The following is a 16,619-nucleotide window of genomic DNA, read 5'->3' as shown; positions in this document are numbered from 1 at the left end:
CAGACAAACGAGTACGGAGGAAACATGAACCGGCAGACATTCCAGGGCCTGGCCCTGGCGCTGATGATCGGCGCGTCCGCGACGGCGCTGAACGCTCAGGCCCAGACGGCGGCTTCGGCGAGCGCCGCCGCCCAGCCCTGGCTCAACCCCAAGCTCGATCCCGACACGCGGGCCGACCTGGTGGTCAAGGCCATGACCCAGGACGAGAAGCTGACCCTGGTGTTCGGCTATTTCGGCGCCGACATGAAGCCGAAGTACGAGCGCATCGAGGGCGCCCTGCCCGGCTCGGCCGGTTACGTGAAGGGCATCCCCCGCCTGGGCATCCCCGAGCAGTGGGAGACCGACGCCGGCGTCGGCGTGGCCACGCAAGGCAGCGCCAAAGAGTTTCGCGAACGCACCGCCCTGCCCTCGGGCATGGCCACCACCGCAAGCTGGAACCCCGAGCTGGCCTATAAGGGCGGCGCGATGATCGGCTCGGAGGCCCGCAATTCCGGCTTCAACGTCATGCTGGCCGGCGGCGTCAATCTGGTTCGCGAGCCGCGCAACGGCCGCAACTTCGAGTATGGCGGCGAGGATCCGCTGCTGGCTGGCACGATGGTCGCCGCCCAGATCAAGGGCATCCAGTCCAACAATATCGTCTCGACGATCAAGCACTACGCCCTGAACAATCAGGAGACCGGCCGCTTCGTCCTCAGCGCCAATATCGACGAGCCCTCGGCCCGGATGTCCGACCTGCTGGCCTTCCAGTTCGCCATGGAGCAGTCCGATCCGCACTCGGTGATGTGCGCCTATAACCGCGTCAACAGCGTCTATGCCTGCGAGAACGACTGGCTGCTGAACACGGTCCTGAAGAAGGACTGGGGCTTCAAGGGCTATGTGATGAGCGACTGGGGCGCGGTGCATTCCGGCTCCAAGGCGGTCAATGCGGGCCTGGACCAGCAGTCCGCCGGCCGCGCCTTCGACAGGCAGGACTTCCTGGGCTCGGTGCTGAAGGCCGACCTGGCCAGCGGCGCCGTCAGCGGCGCGCGCCTGGACGACATGGCCCGCCGCATCACCCGCGCCCTGTTCGCCAGCGGCGCAGTCGACCATCCGGTCAAGATCGCGCCCATCGACCTGAAGGCCAACGGCCTGGTCAGCCAGGCCGACGCCGAGGAAGGCATGGTCCTGCTGAAGAACGAGGGCGGCCTCCTGCCCCTGGCCAAAACCGCGAAGACCATCGCCGTGATCGGCGCCCATGCCGATGTCGGCGTGCTGTCGGGCGGCGGCTCCTCGCAGGTCTATCCGGCCGGCGGCCGCGCCGTGCAGGGCCTGCTGCCCGCGACCTGGCCGGGCCCGGTGATCTATTACCCCTCCTCGCCGCTGAAGGCGCTGCAGGCCCGCTTCCCGAACGCCAAGGTGACCTTCGCCGACGGCAAGGACCCGGCCGCCGCCGCCAAGCTGGCCGCGGCCAGCGACCTGGCCATCGTCTTCGCCGACCAGTGGACCACCGAGTCCGAAGACGTCTGGACCCTGAACCTGCCCAAGGACCAGGACGCCACCATCGCCGCCGTCGCCAAGGCCAACGCCAAAACGGTGGTCGTGCTGGAAACCGGCGGCCCCGTGGTCATGCCCTGGCTGAACGAGGTCGGCGCCGTGCTGCAGGCCTGGTTCCCCGGCACGAACGGCGGCGAAGCCATCGCCCGCGTGCTGACCGGCGAGGTCGACGCCTCGGGCCGCCTGCCCGTGACCTTCCCCCGGGACGTCACCCAACTGCCCCGCCCGAAGCTGGACGGCGATCCCAAGACGCCCGACGCCCTGTTCGACGTCGACTACACGATCGAAGGCGCGGCGGTCGGCTACAAGTGGTTCGACCTCAAGAAGCACGACCCCCTGTTCCCGTTCGGCTACGGCCTGTCCTACACGCAGTTTGCCTATTCGAACCTGAAGACGGCCGACGCCAACGGTGTTCTGACCGTCAGCTTCGACGTCAAGAACGTCGGCGCGCGCACCGGCAAGGACGTGCCCCAGGTCTATGTCGCGCCCAAGGCCGGAGGCTGGGAAGCGCCCCAGCGTCTGGGCGGTTTCCGCAAGGTCGAGCTCGCGCCCGGCGCCAGCGCCTCGGTCACGGTGACGGTCGACCCGCGCCTGCTGTCGACGTGGGACGGCAAGGCCAACGGCTGGTCGATCGCCGCCGGCGACTATGCGGTCTCGGTCGGCGCCTCCTCGCGCGCCCAGTCGCTGACCTCGACCGTGTCGCTGAAGGCCCAGGCCCTGCCGGTCTCGCCGCTGGCGAAATAGACGGCGTCACTTGCTCTCTTCTCCCTTCCCCCTTTGATGGGGGAAGGGTTGGGGATGGGGGTGACAGCGGTTTAGGATGGGGCTCCGACGGTGTGAAATCGTCCGGCGGGGTCACCCCCATCCCCGCCCTTCCCCCCATCCAAGGGGGAAGGGAGAAGCACGGCTTCTCAGCCTCACGCGATTACTCGCTGAGTTTAGTGGGGAGGCGCGAAGCGGCCGGGGCGAACCCGGATGACCGTGATGTGTTGTGTGCGTTTCGGCTCGACCTGTCCGCTTCGCAGAAGCTGTTCTTGCGTGAGGATTGGGCCAAGCGAGCGTCTTTCAGCTCTGATACCCAAGAGCCCCCGTACGGGCGCGCACCAAGGTCGATCGGCTAACCGTCTCGACCCCCGACGATGCGCGATAGGCGGGTTTACGATCCCTCGCCCTGTTGCTCCGCGCTGTCTCTCCGACGAGCCTTCCGGTGGTCCCGGATCTATCCAACGAACAGACCACCTTCGTCCTCGCCGCGTGACCGCGCGGCCCCGCTCAGCTCCATCCCCATCGCCGCTGTTGGGCCGGATCCAGGCGCCTCCCCCTGCGACGGGGACAGCTGTGATTATGCGGGCGGTTTGAGCTCCGAGGATTGGCGCGATCAACTATTTTACAAGTGGTTGATTGGGCTGGAGTTTATTTCCGAAAGAACGGGGATATAGCGCCGCCAATCCCCACACCTTCCGTCATTCCCACCCTTGTGGCGGGAACCCCTCGTTCCGTTCGCACGTGAAGCGCCAGCGAAGTGCGCGCGCACTTCGCCCCTCCCGCACCTGCGGCGGACAGAGGGGTTCCCGCCACAAGGGCGGGAATGACGGTGATTTATTGGAGAGGCGTCCCGCCCGCCTTCGCGCCGAAGGGAGCCATCCTTAAATCTCACGGCGAGACGATCGCCGGTCTGTCCAGGTTGCTCAAGGACGGCCCTGCGGGCCGCCGCGGAGCGGCCGGTCGAAGACCGGTCCTTGACCAACCTGGTCAGACCGGCACGCTGCAGCCTCTAGGAGATTTAAGGATGAGCGGGACGCGGGGCGTCCGCTTGTTGGCAATGAGCCAGAGGCAGCTTTCGACCCCAGTCGGACCTTTGTGGTTCAAAGGTCGAGAAGGCGAGATGCGCCAGGAACGGACGCTAGCGCACCGACAGGTAAGCACCGAGTACCGCTCACCAACCCGTGCCCGGTCGCGCGTCGCAGATCGAGAACCGAGTCGATCAGTGCACCTGAAAACAGCGCGCCTAGAGCTCCCTCGGAACCTGCTGTGATTTTGCCTCGATGAGCGCTTCAGCAATGGGCGACGCATCCGCTGATGCCATGAGCATCGCCAAAACACTCTTCTGCTCATTTTCAGATAGTTTAAAAAATTTGTTTGCAATGTTTTTGAACTCGTAGAGAGAAAATTCCGGCCCGCCAGCTTTTTCTATAGCTACCAAGTCTATAATTTCATCTAACAATTCACTCCGCGCAGATTTTCCCAAACTAAGCTCGTAGGCGCCGGATAGCGCATTATCAGACATTAACGGGTTACCGCTCGACCGCCTTGCGCGCAGCACCGTTGGAGCATTCGCAGCCGCCCGCGCCCGCTGCTCAAGGCGGTCAACCTTCGCTGCTAGATCGTTCAACATCTGATCCCTGCTATCCTTACTTCCCACGAGCGCTTTCCGCCCTCGCGCGTGGGTCAGCGGATTGGACAGTTCATATCTGTCCCCAAGGATCACAGCGAACTGCAAGACCAGATATGCACGCAGAGCATCGACTGAGTGGTAATCGCCAGAGTCAAAGAAGTGAGCAACGTGCTGGCCGTTGTCGAACGGTAGGTCGGTGCCGTCTTGCGCGATGTGGATGACAGGCTTCTCAATGGCGTGTCGAATTCCAAGTTCGTAGAATACGTTCGGATTGAGAAAAGTTAGGTCGGCGATGCAGATGGTCGCCTCCTCGATCCCCTTAAAAATCGCCGCCGTGATCATCGGGTTCGTGACAATCTTGTCCGCGCGGTCAGGAGCGGCGAACCCTGCCTCTTCACAAGCCGGGATCACCGCGTTGTGGAAAACCCAATCAGCGTGGCGCCGCGCTGCCGAACCGGGTGCTCCAATGGGCGTGATGACGAAACACGTGGGCTTGGACTCGTCAGCCTTCTTGTCGATCATTACACCCTCATCCGCGCCAAACTTCACTATGACGGGAATTCGGAGCATGACAAACTCGTGGCGACAGCTCGACCACTGAGGCTATCCCTCCAAGGGGCGTCAAAACGCCGGTCTCTATAAAGTCCTACTGCAAGGCCTACGCGCTGGTAGTGGCATAGCGGTTGTTACCTCACTGGATGAGGTGAGCTCCCCTCCGCAGCCCCTACGCCCACCTACGCCTTCATCCCCGCCAGGATCGAGCGGTCGATCGAGGCGATGTCGCTGACCCCGGTCAGGGCCATGGCCACGCGCATCTCTTTCTCGATCAGGTCCAGCAATTGGCTCACGCCCGGCCCACCGCGCGCGGCCAGGGCATAGACATAGGCCCGGCCCAGCAGCACGCCCCTGGCGCCCAGGGCCAGCATCCGCACCACGTCGAGGCCCGAGCGCACGCCGCCGTCGGCCAGCACGGTCAGCCGGTCGCCCACCGCCTCGGCGATGGCCGGCAGGGCCCGGGTCGAGGACAGCACGCCGTCCAGCTGTCGGCCGCCGTGGTTGGAGACCACGATGCCGTCGGCTCCAATATCGGCGGCGGCCCTGGCGTCGTCGGGATCCAGCACGCCCTTGATGATCAGCGGGCCCTTCCAGAGCTCGCGGATCCATTCCAGATCCTTCCAGGTGATCGAGGGATCGAAATTGGCCCCCAGCCAGCCCATGAAGTCTTCCAGCCCCGACCGGTCGCCCAGCACCGGCGCGACATTGCCCAGAGTGTGGGGGCGGCCCATCACCCCGACGTCCCAGGCCCAGGCCGGCTTGCCCACTGCCTGCAGCATCCGCCGGGTGGCGGCGTTGGGGCCGCTCATGCCCGAATGGGCGTCGCGATAGCGCGCGCCGGGCACCGGCATGTCGACGGTGAAGACCAGGGCCGTGGCCCCGGCGTCGCGGGCCCGCACCAGCAGGTCGCGCATGAAGCCGCGATCGCGCAGCACATACAGCTGGAACCAGATCGGCGCGCTGGAGGCCCGGGCCACTTCGTCGACGTCGCAGACCGACACGGTGGACAGGCAGAACGGCACGCCCTTGGCGGCGGCGGCGCGGGCGGCCTGAACCTCGCCGCGACGGGCGTACATGCCGGTCAGGCCGACCGGGGCCAGGGCCACCGGCAGGGCCTGCCGCACGCCGAACAGGGTGGTCGAGGGATCGACGCCCGAGACGTCCTTCAGCACCCTTTGGCGCAGGCTGATCCGGGCAAGATCGGAGACATTGCGGGCCAGGGTGGTCTCGGCATAGGCGCCGCCGTCGACATAGTCGAACAGGAAACGCGGCAGCCGGCGGCGCGCCGCCTCGCGAAAGTCCGTGGTCGAGGAGACGATCATGGACGCGCCCTGCTGGAAGCCCACCGAGTCATGCTGGTCGCGCGCTGTCGCATATCGCCGATCATGATCCAAGCCGGCCGGTATGGCGACTCGGCGGACGCCAGCGTCTAGTAAGGGCGGTCGATCTCCATCCTGGCCCTGAAGGCGCAGTCATGAAACTTCTCCGTTACGGTCCGCGCGGCGCGGAAAAGCCTGGCCTGCTCGACGCCGATGGCCAGATCCGCGACCTGTCAGGCCATATCGCCGACATCACCGGCGCCGAACTGTCGCCGGCCCGCCTCAAGGCCCTGGCCGCCATTGATCCTGTCTCGCTGCCTCGGGTCGAGGGCTCGCCGCGCTATGGCGTGCCGGTCACGGGCGTCAGCAAGTTCATCGCCGTGGGCCTGAACTTCGCCGACCACGCCGCCGAGTCGAACCTGCCGATCCCCGAGGAGCCGGTGCTGTTCACCAAGGCCGTCAGCTGCCTGACCGGTCCCAATGATCCGGTGATGCTGCCGCGCGGTTCTGAAAAGACCGACTGGGAGGTCGAGCTGGGCGTCGTGATCGGCTCGCGCGCCCGCTACGTCGACGAGGCCTCGGCGCTGGACCATGTGGCCGGCTATGTGCTGATCAACGACGTGTCGGAACGCGCCTTCCAGCTCGAGCGCGGCGGCACCTGGGACAAGGGCAAGGGCTGCGACACCTTTGGTCCGGTCGGTCCGTGGCTGGTCACGTCGGACGAGGTCGGCGACCCGCAGGACCTGGCCATGTGGCTGGACGTCAACGGCCAGCGCAAGCAGGACGGCTCGTCGAAGACCATGATCTTTCCGGTCCGCAAGCTGGTCGCCTACATCAGCGAGTTCATGACGCTGGAACCCGGTGATCTCATCACCACCGGCACCCCGCCGGGCGTGGGCATGGGTCAAAAGCCGGAAGCGGTCTATCTGAAGGCCGGCGACGAGATCCGCCTGGGCATCGACAGGCTGGGCGAGCAGCGCCAGATCGTCGTGGCCTGGGCCCGGGACGGCGTCTCCTAGACGCTCGGGGACCCGCAGAACGCCGCCTGCGACATATTATCCACCCCATTGCGGTGAGGGCCGGCGCAAAGCAAAACTTGGTTATCGATAGGTCCCCACCGTCGATACCTGCTGGCCGGGGATGCCTGATTTCCCCGGCCGGCTCCCCCCTTCCCCCACTTCAGATCCTCGCCCCCGCCCTGTAAACGGCGATGGTGGTGACGGCGACTGTCGAAAAGGCTTGGCGCTCTCCATTTGTAGGATAATAGGTCGATAAAGAGTCAGGGAGCTGCGGCGTGAGCATCATCAGGGTCGGGATCGTCGGGGTCGGCAAGATCGCGCGCGACCAGCATATCCCCGCCATAGCGGCCGATCCGGGCCTGGAGCTGGTCGCCATCGCCAGCCGCAGCCGGCCGGATGTGGGCGTCCCCGCCTTCGAGACGCTGGAGGAGATGCTTCACAGCGGGATCGCCCTGGACGCCGTCGCCCTGTGCACCCCGCCCCAGGCGCGGCGCGAGACGGCGCTGACGGCCCTGCGGGCCGGCAAGCACGTCTTCCTGGAAAAGCCGCCCGGCGCGACCGTGGGCGAGGTCGGCGACCTCTCCGTCCTGGCCGCCGAGCGGGGCGTGACCCTGTTCGCCAGCTGGCACTCGCGCTTCGCCGCCGGGGTTCCGGCCGCCAAAGCCTGGCTGGCCGCCCGCACGATCCGCAGCGTCGATATCCAGTGGCGCGAGGATGTGCGCCGCTGGCACCCCGGCCAGACCTGGATCTGGGAAGCCGGCGGCCTGGGCGTCTTCGATCCCGGCATCAACGCCCTGTCGATCCTGACCGAGATCATGCCCCGCGAGGTGTTCGTCACCGACGCGCGGCTTCAGGTTCCGGAAAACGTCCAGTCGCCGGTCGCGGCGCACCTGGCCATGACCGATATCGACGGCACGGCGATCACCGCCGATTTCGACTTCCTGCAGACCGGCCCGCAGACCTGGGACATCACGGTCGTCGCCGATGAAGGCGTGCTGAAGCTGTCCAGCGGCGGGGCCGTCATCGAGATCGACGGCCAGCCGGTGGTCCAGGCGGCGGACGCGGAATATCCGGGGCTGTACGCGCGGTTCGGCGACCTGATCCGGGCAGGCCGTTCAGAGGCTGATGTGCGCCCGCTGGCCCTGGTGGCCGACGCCTTCCTGGTCGGGACGCGGGAGCTGGTCGAGGCGTTTATCGAATAGGCGTCGCGACCGGGACGCCGCTCAGTTCACCTGCCGCGCCCGACCCTCCCAGTACGGCGCGCGCAGTTCGCGGCGCAGGATTTTGCCCGACGGATTGCGCGGCAGGGCGTCGATGAAGTCGATGCTCTTGGGCGCCTTGAAGCCCGCGATGCGGGTGCGGGCGAACGCGATGATGCTGTCGGGATCGCGCGGCGCGCCGGGCTTGAGGGCCACCACCGCCTTGACCGCCTCGCCCCACTTGTCGTCGGGCACGCCGATGACGGCCACCTCGGCCACGTGCGGATGGCCATAGACGGCGCTTTCCACCTCGGCCGGATAGATGTTCTCGCCGCCCGAGATGATCATGTCCTTAACCCGGTCGTGGATGAACAGATAGCCGTCCTCGTCCAGATAGCCGGCGTCGCCGGTGCGCAGCCAGCCGTCGGCGTCGATGGTCTTGGCCGTGGCCTCCTCCAGCTTCCAGTAGCCGGCCATGTTGGCGCCGGAGCGTACAGCCACCTCGCCCACGGTGTTGGGCGGCAGGCTGGCGCCGGCCTCGTCGATGACCTTCAGCTCGACCCCCGGCATCGGCAGGCCGGCCGAGCGCATGCGCTTGTTGCCGGCCGGGTCATGGTCCTCAGGCGGCAGATAGACCACCGTGCCGGTGGTCTCGGTCATGCCGTACTGCTGGACAAAGCCGCAGCCGAACACCTCCATGCACTCGCGCAGCAGGTCCAGCGGGATGGGCGCGGCGCCGTACAGGATGTGTGAAAGCCGCGAATAGTCGACCTCGCGGGCCCGGGGCTGGCGCACCACGATCTGCAGGGCCGCAGGCACCATGAACATCTTCGAGATCCGGTCGTGCTCGATATAGTCCAGCACCTTGAACGGATCGAACTCGCGCGCCACCACGCCCTTGGCGCCGTTCAGCAGGCCGACCAGCCCCCAGCCGGTGCCGCCGATATGGGCCACAGGCATGGCCACCAGGCTGACGTCTTCCGGACCCCACTGGTTCCAGTCCAACGGGTTCTCGGCGGCCAGCTTGCGCATGGACAGCAGGTTGTCATGGGTCAGCATCGCGCCCTTGGGACGGCCCGTGGTGCCCGACGTATAGAGCTGGATGGCGATATCGGAGATCTTGATCGGGACGACCGGATCGCTGTCGGGCTGGGCGTCGCGCCAGGCTTCGAACGTGCGGTGGGCGTCGCCCGCGACGGGTTCCATGACCACCACCTCGGGTCGCCAGGCCAGTTCGGCGGCGACGCTCTCGATCTGGTCGACCAGTTCGGGGCCGACGAAAACCAGCCTGGCGTCGCTGTCGCCGACGATATAGGCGACCTCCGGCGGGGCCAGCCGCCAGCCGATGGGCGCGGTGACCACGCCGGCCTTGGCCGCGCCGAACAGAAGCTCGAAATAGAGGTCGCTGTTCTTGCCCACATAGGCGATCCGGTCGCCGGTCTTCAGGCCCGCCGCCAGCAGGGCGTTGGCGACCCGGCTGGTCTTGCGGTCGAAGTCGGCGAAGGTGGTGTCGCGGCCCTCGAAACTCAGGGCCACGGCGTCGGGCCGGGCCTCGGCGTGATAGCGGGCGACGTCGCCCAGGGTCGGCATGCGGTCAAAGTCTACGGCTGACATACGCCCTGATCTCCCTTTGGCCCGTCGCGCGGCGTGTGAATCCACCGCTTCCGATCAGGTCAAACAGATGTTGGGGCGTCTTTACGCGCAGGTAAAGCCATGCCGTTGCGGCAAGGGCTTCACAAAATCCTAGAACCAGGCCCTCACGCCGAACACCACGCTGGTCTGACCCGTCCGGTCGCCGGCCGCGCGGGCCAGATCAGCGGCGTCGCCGAAGGTGCGGTGGCGTAGCACACCGACATAGGGCGCGAACTCACGGCGGATCTCGTAGCGCAGGCGCAGCCCCAGTTCGGCGTCGCTCCCGCTCTCGGCCAGGCTGGTCTCGACCTTGGACTGCAGGATCAGCCGCGTGGTCAGGCGCAGGTCATGCGCAGCCTCGATCCGGGCCGAAAGGTCTCCGCGAGCAGACAGGAAGGCGGCCGCCCGGGTCTCGATCCAGTAGGGCGCGACGCCCTCGACGCCCAGGGTGGCGTAGGTTCGGCCCTTCGGTTCGACATCCACCCGCAAACCGGCCTCGAGATCGAAATAGGGACCGATCGGCCGGGCGCGCAGGGCCTGCAGCTCGGCGCTCTCCCAGCCATGGCCGTCGACATGCTCGCCGCGCGCCTTGACCACCCACTTGCCGAAGTCGTCGCCAAACCAGCCCTCGCCCTCGAAGGCCGTGGCGTCAGGGCCCTGGCCCGAGCGGCGCTCGGCCTGGTCGGCCAGGACCATCCAGTAGCTGCCCCCGCCATGCTCCTGGCGCAGCACCGCCCGGGCCGAGGCCATCCGGGCGGGATCGTAGAAGCGCTCGGCGGCGTGGTCGGTCGGGACCGGCGGCGCCGTGGCGGCGACGGCCGGCGCGGCCATGGCCGACATGTCGTGGCCCGCATGAGGATCGGCCATCTTTGACATGTCGTGACCCGCATGCGGATCGACCGGCGCAGCCTGCTCGACCTGCGCCGGCGGCGTCATCTGGTGATGCTCGTGTTGCATCAGGGCCAGGGCCATCAGAAGCGCCGCGCTCATGCCGGGACTCCGTCGAGCGGCCGCACCGTGACGACGTTGAACATCCCCGCATGCATGTGCATCAGCATGTGGCAGTGAAAGGCCCAGTCACCGGGCTCGTCGGCGGTCAGGTCAAAGGCCACCTTGCCGCCGGGCGCGACATTGACCGTGTGCTTGCGCGGCTGGTGACCGTCATGGCCGTTCACCACCTCAAAGAAGTGGCCGTGCAGATGGATCGGGTGGGCCATCATCGAGTCATTGACCAGCAGCACCCGCACCCGCTCGTCGCGGCGGAAAGCGATGGGCTTCTTCAGCGGGCCGAAGGCCTCGCCGTCAAAGGCCCACATGAAGCGCTCCATATTGCCGGTCAGGTGGATCTCGACCGTGCGGCAGGGCGGACGCAGATCGGGATTGGGGTCCAGCGCGAAGAGGTCGGTATAGAGCAGCACCTTGTGGCCGACGTCTTCCAGACCCTGCGGCGGCTCGCCCAGGCGATCCATCGGCATGGGCGAGAGCGTCTGGACACCGGGGCTGAGCTTTACGCCCGGCGCATTGGCGCCGTCGCGCATGTCCATGCTCATCCCCGACATGTCGTGGCCGGCGTGGGCGGACATGTCCATGCCCATATCCTTCATCGTCGCCAGCGGCCGCTGGCGCAGCGGCGGGACCGGCGCGCTCAGGCCCGGCTGCGGGGCCAGGGTCCCACGCGCCATCCCCGAGCGATCAGAAGCCTCGGCCACCAGGGTGAAGGCGCGATCCTCGGTCGGCTGGACGATCACGTCATAGGTCTCGGCCGGCGAGATCTGGAACTCCTCGACGCTGACCGGCCGCACGTTCTGGCCATCGGCCTGGACCACGCTCATCGTCAGGCCCGGGATGCGGACGTTGAAGATCGTCATCGCCCCGGCGTTGACGAACCTTAGCCGCACCCGCTCGCCGGGCGCGAACAGTCCTGTCCAGTTATCCGCCGAACCCTGGCCATTGATCAGGTAGCGATAGACCGAGCCCGTGACGTCGAGGATGTCGGTCGGGTCCATCCGCATCTTCGACCATTCGACGCGGTCCTTCAGCGACTGGTCGCGGCCGGCCAGCAGGCCCGCCACCGTCTGCTTGCGGTCATTGAAATAGCCGGCGTGAGCCTTCAGCTTTCGCATCAACTGGTGCGGATGCAGGAAACTGTAGTCCGACAGCACCACCACGTGCTCGCGGTCGTAGGCCACAGGATCGGACGCCGCCGGATCGATGACGATGGGGCCATAGACCCCCTCCTGCTCCTGCATGCCCGAATGGCTATGGTACCAGTAGGTCCCCGCCTGCCGGACCCTGAACTCGTAGACAAAAGTCTCGCCCGGCCTGATCCCCGGAAAGCTGACGCCCGGCACGCCGTCCATCTGGAACGGCACCAGCAGGCCGTGCCAGTGGATCGAGGTATCCTCGGAGAGCGCATTGGTCACCGACAGCCGGACGTGCTGGCCTTCCTTCAGGCGGATCAGCGGTCCCGGCACGGTTCCGTTAACGGCCATGGCATGGCCCGCCTTGCCGTCGACCGTCATGGGCGCATGGCCGATGGTCAGGCGGATGTCCTCGCCGCTCAGCACCTCGGGCGCCTTGCCGGTTCCGGCCCGCGCCCAGGTTGGCAGCAGCGCGCCAAGGCCTGCTCCCGTCGCGGCGGCGAGCATCTGGCGGCGGTCGAGGGCCTGCATAACGATCACGTCTCCGGTTTGGGGCCCAGACGGCGCGCGCCCGGCTCCCCACCTGCTGACACTTGGGATATCACCTGCGCCATGTCCAGAAGCACACCCGCCACCCTAGCCCTGGCCAAGGCCGGGGTCGCGTTCGACCTGACGACGTATGACTACGACCCCAGCTCGGAACGGGTCGGTCTGCAGGCCGCCGAAGCCCTGGGCGAGGATCCCGCACGCGTGCTCAAGACCCTGGTCGTGCTGCTCGACGGCAAGCCGGCCTGCGTGGTGCTGCCCTCAGACCGGGAGGTCAGCATGAAGAAGCTGGCCGCCGCCCTGGGCGGCAAGTCGGCGGCGATGATGCCCGTGCCCGACGCCGAGCGGATCACCGGTTACAAGGTCGGCGGCGTCAGCCCCTTCGGCCAGAAAAAGCGCCTGCCCACGGCGGTCGAGGAAGCGGCCCTGGCCCAGCCCTATGTGTTCGTGAACGGCGGCCAGCGCGGCCTGCAGATGCGTCTGGCGCCCGCCGATCTGGTCGCGGCGCTGGGGGCGAAGGCGGCGTCGATCGTGGCCTGAACGGGGTCGCTTGAAATCCCGCGCGCTTCTCGCCTATAAGCCCCGCTCCCGTCCTGGTGCGGTTGGGTAGCTCAGATGGTTAGAGCGGTGGATTCATAACCCACAGGTCGGCGGTTCGATCCCGCCTCCAACCACCAGGACGGAGTTCCACACACGCTGATTTTCTCGGGCCTTGTTCGCCCGTTGCGCTGGACGGCGCGGGCGCTCAGGTAGACCTGATGGGCCGGCGCCGATGTCGCGCAAAGTCGACTTTTTCGGGATTCATCCGTGAACGACCATCCCGATCTAGCCGCCCTCGACAAGCTCAAGACCCGAATCCAGGGGCTGCGCGCCAAGACCACCGACAACGGCTGCACCGAAGGCGAGGCTCTGTCAGCCGCCGCCAAGGTCGCCGAGTTGCTCGATCGCTACGACCTGTCGCTGACCGATGTCGAAATCCGTGAAGCGGCGTGTGAGCGGCGCGACTATGAGACCCATCGCAACAAGCGCATTCCGCTGGACGATTGCATCGGCGCGATCGCGGACTTCTGCGATTGCCGGGTCTGGCGCGAGAAAAACCCGGCCGGTGAGGCGCGATATGTCTTCTTTGGCCTGAGATCCGATATCGAGGCGGCGCACTACCTGACCGAACTGATCGATATCGCCGTCCGCTCCGAGCTTGGCCGCTACAAGACCAGCGCCGACTATCAGCGGTTCCGGCACAAGGAGCGACACATCGCCAACGCGTCCTTCACCCTGGGCATGGTCGCGTCCATCGCCGCCAAGCTGACGGCGATGAAGGCGCGGCGCGACCAGGCCAACCACGGCGCCGGGCGTGATCTTGCTGTCCTCAAGGCGTCGGTCGTCGACGCCGAACTCGACAAGCTCGATCTGAAGCTCAGGACCGTGCGCCGCGCGACCCGCATGGTGTCGCCAGAGGCCTACGACGCCGGCGGCGCGGCGGGCGCGTCCCTGGCCATCCCGCAATCCGGCAAACGCGACATCTCATAGCGACAGGCCGGAAACCCGCGAGAAGGCGCCTCGGCGATCACGGGCCCCGGGCGATGGCAGCGCAGGCGGGCTCGATGTCGAGTGACACCGAGCCCGGTCCATCGCGGCAACGCTAGAAGCTGTAGGACAGGCCGAACCGGTAGGATCGGCCGTAGGTTTCAGCCTCCGCGAAGCGGTTGCGGGTCTTGTAGTAATAGTAGTCGGTGGCGTCGTTGAGGTTGTTACCCTCGGCGAAAACCTCAACCTTGTTGAAGCGATAGGCCAGGCGGGCGCTGACAGTGCTGACCTCATCGAAGAAGATGTCGCTGTTGCCCGAAGCGTCGCCGGTGTTCAGTTCCAGCAGGTAGGCCGAGCGGTAGGTGTAGGCCACGCGGGCTGAGAAGCCGTACTTCTCGTAATAAACCTGAGCGCTGGCCAGCCGCTTGGACTGGTTGGGCAGCTGGATCTGAGCGGTGCGGCCAGGCACGTCCATCTTGCCATCGACCAGGGTGGCGTTGAAGTTCACACCCAGGCCGTCCATCGGTGACGGCAGGAAGGTCAGCGGCTTCTGGACGTTGAACTCCAGCCCCGTGACCTGAGCCTTGTCGCCATTGGTCACCTGGGTGACGTCGGCATTGACCAGGGCCACGCCGCCGAAGGTGCCGCTGCGGGTCACGGTCGACGAGAAGATCGGATTTTCGATGCGCTTGTGGAAGAAGCCCAGCGAAATGCCGCCTTCGCCCGGGAAATAGTATTCCAGCGAGGCGTCGAAGTTCAGCGCCTTCTGGGGCTGCAGGGCGGGATTGCCCAGCGACACTTCATTGTCGGCGGCGCTGACGGCCAGGGTCGGCGCCAGGTCGGCATAGTTGGGGCGGCCGAGCGCCGTGGTCACCGCGCCTCGCGCCATCAGGGTGGGCGCGAAATTGTACTTCACGTTCAGGCTCGGGAAGTAGTCCGTGTACTCGTATGCGCCGAACTGGTTGTAGGTATCGTTGATCGTGGTGGTCGGCGTGATGCCGATGGCGGCGGTCTTGCCCTCGGTATGCTCGACGCGCACGCCGGGAATGACCGTCAGGTCGCCGCGGGTGATGCTGGCCATGCCGTAGCCGGCGGTGATCTTCTCGACGACCTTGAAGTCAGACCCCAGCGTCTCGACCAACCGGTCCGAAGCGGAGTCGGTGAACAGGCCGCGGTTGGCTTCGAAATAGGCCTTGGCCAGCGCGTAGTCGATGTTGGGCCCGAACGTCAGGCGACCGTCGAAAATGGTGGGTATCGTCCGGCCGGTTTCACCGACCAGGGTCTCGCCATTGCCGCGCGTGAAGACGTGGCCGGTGGCGTCGGTGAACTTGTCGCGCTTCAGGTACTTTGCGCCGACCTTGAGGTAGCTGTCCTCGCCCCAGGCCTCGATCGGGAGCTTGTAGTCAGCCCGAACCTGATTGAGATCTTCCTCGGCGTTGCGGCTGACCTGTTTGTACTGGCGCAGGTTGTAGGTGCTGGGCGACAGGGCCGAAGCGCCCGCGACGAAGGTCCTCTGCAGGCCCGCCGTGCCAGTGAACACGCCGGTCAGGGCGCCGGTCGAGCGGTAGTCGAACTCGTCGCGGATCGGGTCCTTCTTGTGCGACAGGGCGTGCGTGCCCTGCAGGGTCAGGACGCCCTCGCCGACCTTGAAGTCGCCGCCAAGGGCCAGGGTGGTGGTGTCGGTGATCTCGTTGCGGGCGCGCACCAGATGGCGGGCCGTGGTGGAGATGATCGTCCCGCCGTCCGCGGTCAGGCCCGTGTAGTTGGCGGCCGCGCTGGGGAAGAAGAAGCGGAAGCGATCGCGCGTCTCGTTGTCGTCGAACTTCGAATACATGAAGCGGGCGTACAGCTTGACGTCATCGGTCGGACGCCAGTCGAAATTGGCCACCGCCCCGGTGCGCTTGCGGATGGCCGGGCTGTAGGAGCGCATGTCCAGCTCGGCGGGCAGATCGACGCCATTGACGATCTGGCGGCTGCTGGCCAGCACGTCGTCAGAGACAGACGGGCGCTTGGAATAGTTGCCGGCCAGGACCAGGCCGAACTGGCGGTCGGGACCAAACTTGCCGCCAACCGAGATATCGCCTTCGGTAGACTTGGCGTCGGTCGCCTCGAACGTGCCGCGCACGACCCGGGCGCTGAAGATGTTCTTGGACTTGTCGAAAGCCGTCAGGGTGTTGATGTCGACCTGGCCGGCGATGGCGTTGGCGTCCAGATCCGGCGTCAGCGACTTGATGACCGTCACCGAGCCGATCAGCGCCGAGGGGATGTCGTCCAGCTTGACGTTGCGCGATTCCGGCTCGGGCGCTGACGCGGTCTGGTTGTTGATCGTGACGTTGGCGAGGTTGGGCTCGATGCCGCGGATGATCAGGTAGCGACCTTCACCCTTGTCGGTGGCGACCGACACGCCCGACAGGCGGCGGACGGCTTCGGCGACATTCTGGTCGGGCAGCTTGCCCACGTCGTTGGCGGAGACAACTTCCACCGCGCTGACGGCGTCACGCTTCTTGAGAAGCGAGTCGCGGTCCGAAGCGCGCTGGCCGGTGACCACCACTTCTTCCACGGTCGTCGTCTGAGCGGCGGCCATGGACGGCGCCACGATGCAGGACGTCAGCAGCAGCGCGCCCAGCAGATTCCCGGATGCTTTGATCATCACCCTCCCCTTCCTAGTTCCCGACTCCGCAACGGCGCCATTGGGCGCTCTGGGTCGTTGAGGGGACATTACGAACGAATTTTCTAATTTGCAAACAAATTGG

11 protein-coding genes and 1 tRNA gene are annotated in these 16,619 nt (G+C 66.4%); 6 read left to right on the top strand and 6 right to left on the bottom strand.

What is annotated here, in order from left to right:
* The first annotated feature begins 24 nt into the window (after positions 1–24).
* Positions 25–2,277, top strand: coding sequence for a glycoside hydrolase family 3 C-terminal domain-containing protein (locus tag ACW17V_RS04955; protein ID WP_492107764.1), 2,253 nt, complete (start codon positions 25–27; stop codon positions 2,275–2,277).
* 1,264 nt (positions 2,278–3,541) lie between these two features.
* Here the strand turns inward: ACW17V_RS04955 and ACW17V_RS04950 are convergent.
* The gene (locus ACW17V_RS04950) at positions 3,542–4,450 is read right to left on the bottom strand and encodes a hypothetical protein (RefSeq protein WP_492107763.1); all 909 of its coding nucleotides are present in this window, start codon (positions 4,448–4,450) and stop codon (positions 3,542–3,544) included.
* Between the two features lie 212 nt (positions 4,451–4,662).
* Positions 4,663–5,805, bottom strand: a complete 1,143-nt coding sequence (gene lldD / locus ACW17V_RS04945; RefSeq protein WP_492107762.1) for an FMN-dependent L-lactate dehydrogenase LldD — start codon at positions 5,803–5,805, stop codon at positions 4,663–4,665.
* Between the two features lie 152 nt (positions 5,806–5,957).
* Between lldD and ACW17V_RS04940 the strand changes: the two genes are divergently transcribed.
* Positions 5,958–6,821 carry a 2,4-didehydro-3-deoxy-L-rhamnonate hydrolase gene (locus ACW17V_RS04940; RefSeq protein ID WP_492107761.1) on the top strand — a complete coding sequence of 288 codons (864 nt, stop codon included), beginning with the start codon at positions 5,958–5,960 and terminating at the stop codon, positions 6,819–6,821.
* A 281-nt stretch (positions 6,822–7,102) separates the two neighbouring features.
* Positions 7,103–8,023, top strand: a complete 921-nt coding sequence (locus tag ACW17V_RS04935) for a Gfo/Idh/MocA family protein (protein WP_492108739.1) — start codon at positions 7,103–7,105, stop codon at positions 8,021–8,023.
* 21 nt (positions 8,024–8,044) lie between these two features.
* Here ACW17V_RS04935 and ACW17V_RS04930 read toward each other — a convergent pair whose 3' ends face one another.
* The 3 genes from ACW17V_RS04930 to ACW17V_RS04920 form a co-directional block, all read right to left on the bottom strand.
* Positions 8,045–9,634 (bottom strand): fatty acid--CoA ligase, encoded by a 1,590-nt coding sequence (locus ACW17V_RS04930; protein ID WP_492107760.1) that lies wholly within the window; start codon positions 9,632–9,634, stop codon positions 8,045–8,047.
* Positions 9,635–9,763: 129 nt separating this feature from the next.
* On the bottom strand, positions 9,764–10,642 hold the full coding sequence (locus ACW17V_RS04925; RefSeq protein ID WP_492107759.1) for a copper resistance protein B: 879 nt from the start codon (positions 10,640–10,642) through the stop codon (positions 9,764–9,766).
* Positions 10,639–12,324, bottom strand: coding sequence for a copper resistance system multicopper oxidase (locus tag ACW17V_RS04920; protein WP_492107758.1), 1,686 nt, complete (start codon positions 12,322–12,324; stop codon positions 10,639–10,641). Before ACW17V_RS04920 ends, ACW17V_RS04925 begins: the two co-directional genes overlap by 4 nt.
* Positions 12,325–12,405: 81 nt before the next feature.
* On the opposite strand from ACW17V_RS04920, the gene ybaK reads away from it, so the two are divergent.
* From ybaK to ACW17V_RS04905, 3 genes are all read left to right on the top strand, one after another.
* A complete protein-coding gene (gene ybaK / locus ACW17V_RS04915) occupies positions 12,406–12,879 on the top strand; it encodes a Cys-tRNA(Pro) deacylase (RefSeq protein WP_492107757.1) in 474 nt (157 codons plus the stop codon).
* Positions 12,880–12,939: 60 nt separating this feature from the next.
* Positions 12,940–13,016, top strand: a tRNA-Met gene (locus ACW17V_RS04910).
* A 130-nt stretch (positions 13,017–13,146) separates the two neighbouring features.
* Positions 13,147–13,869: a DUF2786 domain-containing protein gene (locus ACW17V_RS04905; RefSeq protein ID WP_492107756.1), complete on the top strand. Its 723-nt coding sequence runs from the start codon at positions 13,147–13,149 to the stop codon at positions 13,867–13,869.
* Between the two features lie 112 nt (positions 13,870–13,981).
* On the opposite strand, the gene ACW17V_RS04900 is transcribed toward ACW17V_RS04905, so the two are convergent.
* On the bottom strand, positions 13,982–16,516 hold the full coding sequence (locus ACW17V_RS04900; RefSeq protein WP_492107755.1) for a TonB-dependent receptor: 2,535 nt from the start codon (positions 16,514–16,516) through the stop codon (positions 13,982–13,984).
* Positions 16,517–16,619 lie beyond the last annotated feature (103 nt).

It is taken from the genome of Caulobacter sp. FV2ye17ST (assembly GCF_058680955.1).
The sequence above is the reverse complement of the archived record's forward strand: the minus strand, read 5'-3'. Positions and strand labels throughout refer to the sequence as shown.

Coding starts and splice junctions, on each gene's coding strand:
- ACW17V_RS04955 (WP_492107764.1), top strand. CDS start 25: ATGAACCGGCAGACATTCCAGGGCCTGGCCCTGGCGCTGATGATCGGC.
- ACW17V_RS04950 (WP_492107763.1), bottom strand. CDS start 4,450: ATGATCGACAAGAAGGCTGACGAGTCCAAGCCCACGTGTTTCGTCATC.
- lldD (WP_492107762.1), bottom strand. CDS start 5,805: ATGATCGTCTCCTCGACCACGGACTTTCGCGAGGCGGCGCGCCGCCGG.
- ACW17V_RS04940 (WP_492107761.1), top strand. CDS start 5,958: ATGAAACTTCTCCGTTACGGTCCGCGCGGCGCGGAAAAGCCTGGCCTG.
- ACW17V_RS04930 (WP_492107760.1), bottom strand. CDS start 9,634: ATGTCAGCCGTAGACTTTGACCGCATGCCGACCCTGGGCGACGTCGCC.
- ACW17V_RS04925 (WP_492107759.1), bottom strand. CDS start 10,642: ATGAGCGCGGCGCTTCTGATGGCCCTGGCCCTGATGCAACACGAGCAT.
- ACW17V_RS04920 (WP_492107758.1), bottom strand. CDS start 12,324: ATGCAGGCCCTCGACCGCCGCCAGATGCTCGCCGCCGCGACGGGAGCA.
- ybaK (WP_492107757.1), top strand. CDS start 12,406: ATGTCCAGAAGCACACCCGCCACCCTAGCCCTGGCCAAGGCCGGGGTC.
- ACW17V_RS04900 (WP_492107755.1), bottom strand. CDS start 16,516: ATGATCAAAGCATCCGGGAATCTGCTGGGCGCGCTGCTGCTGACGTCC.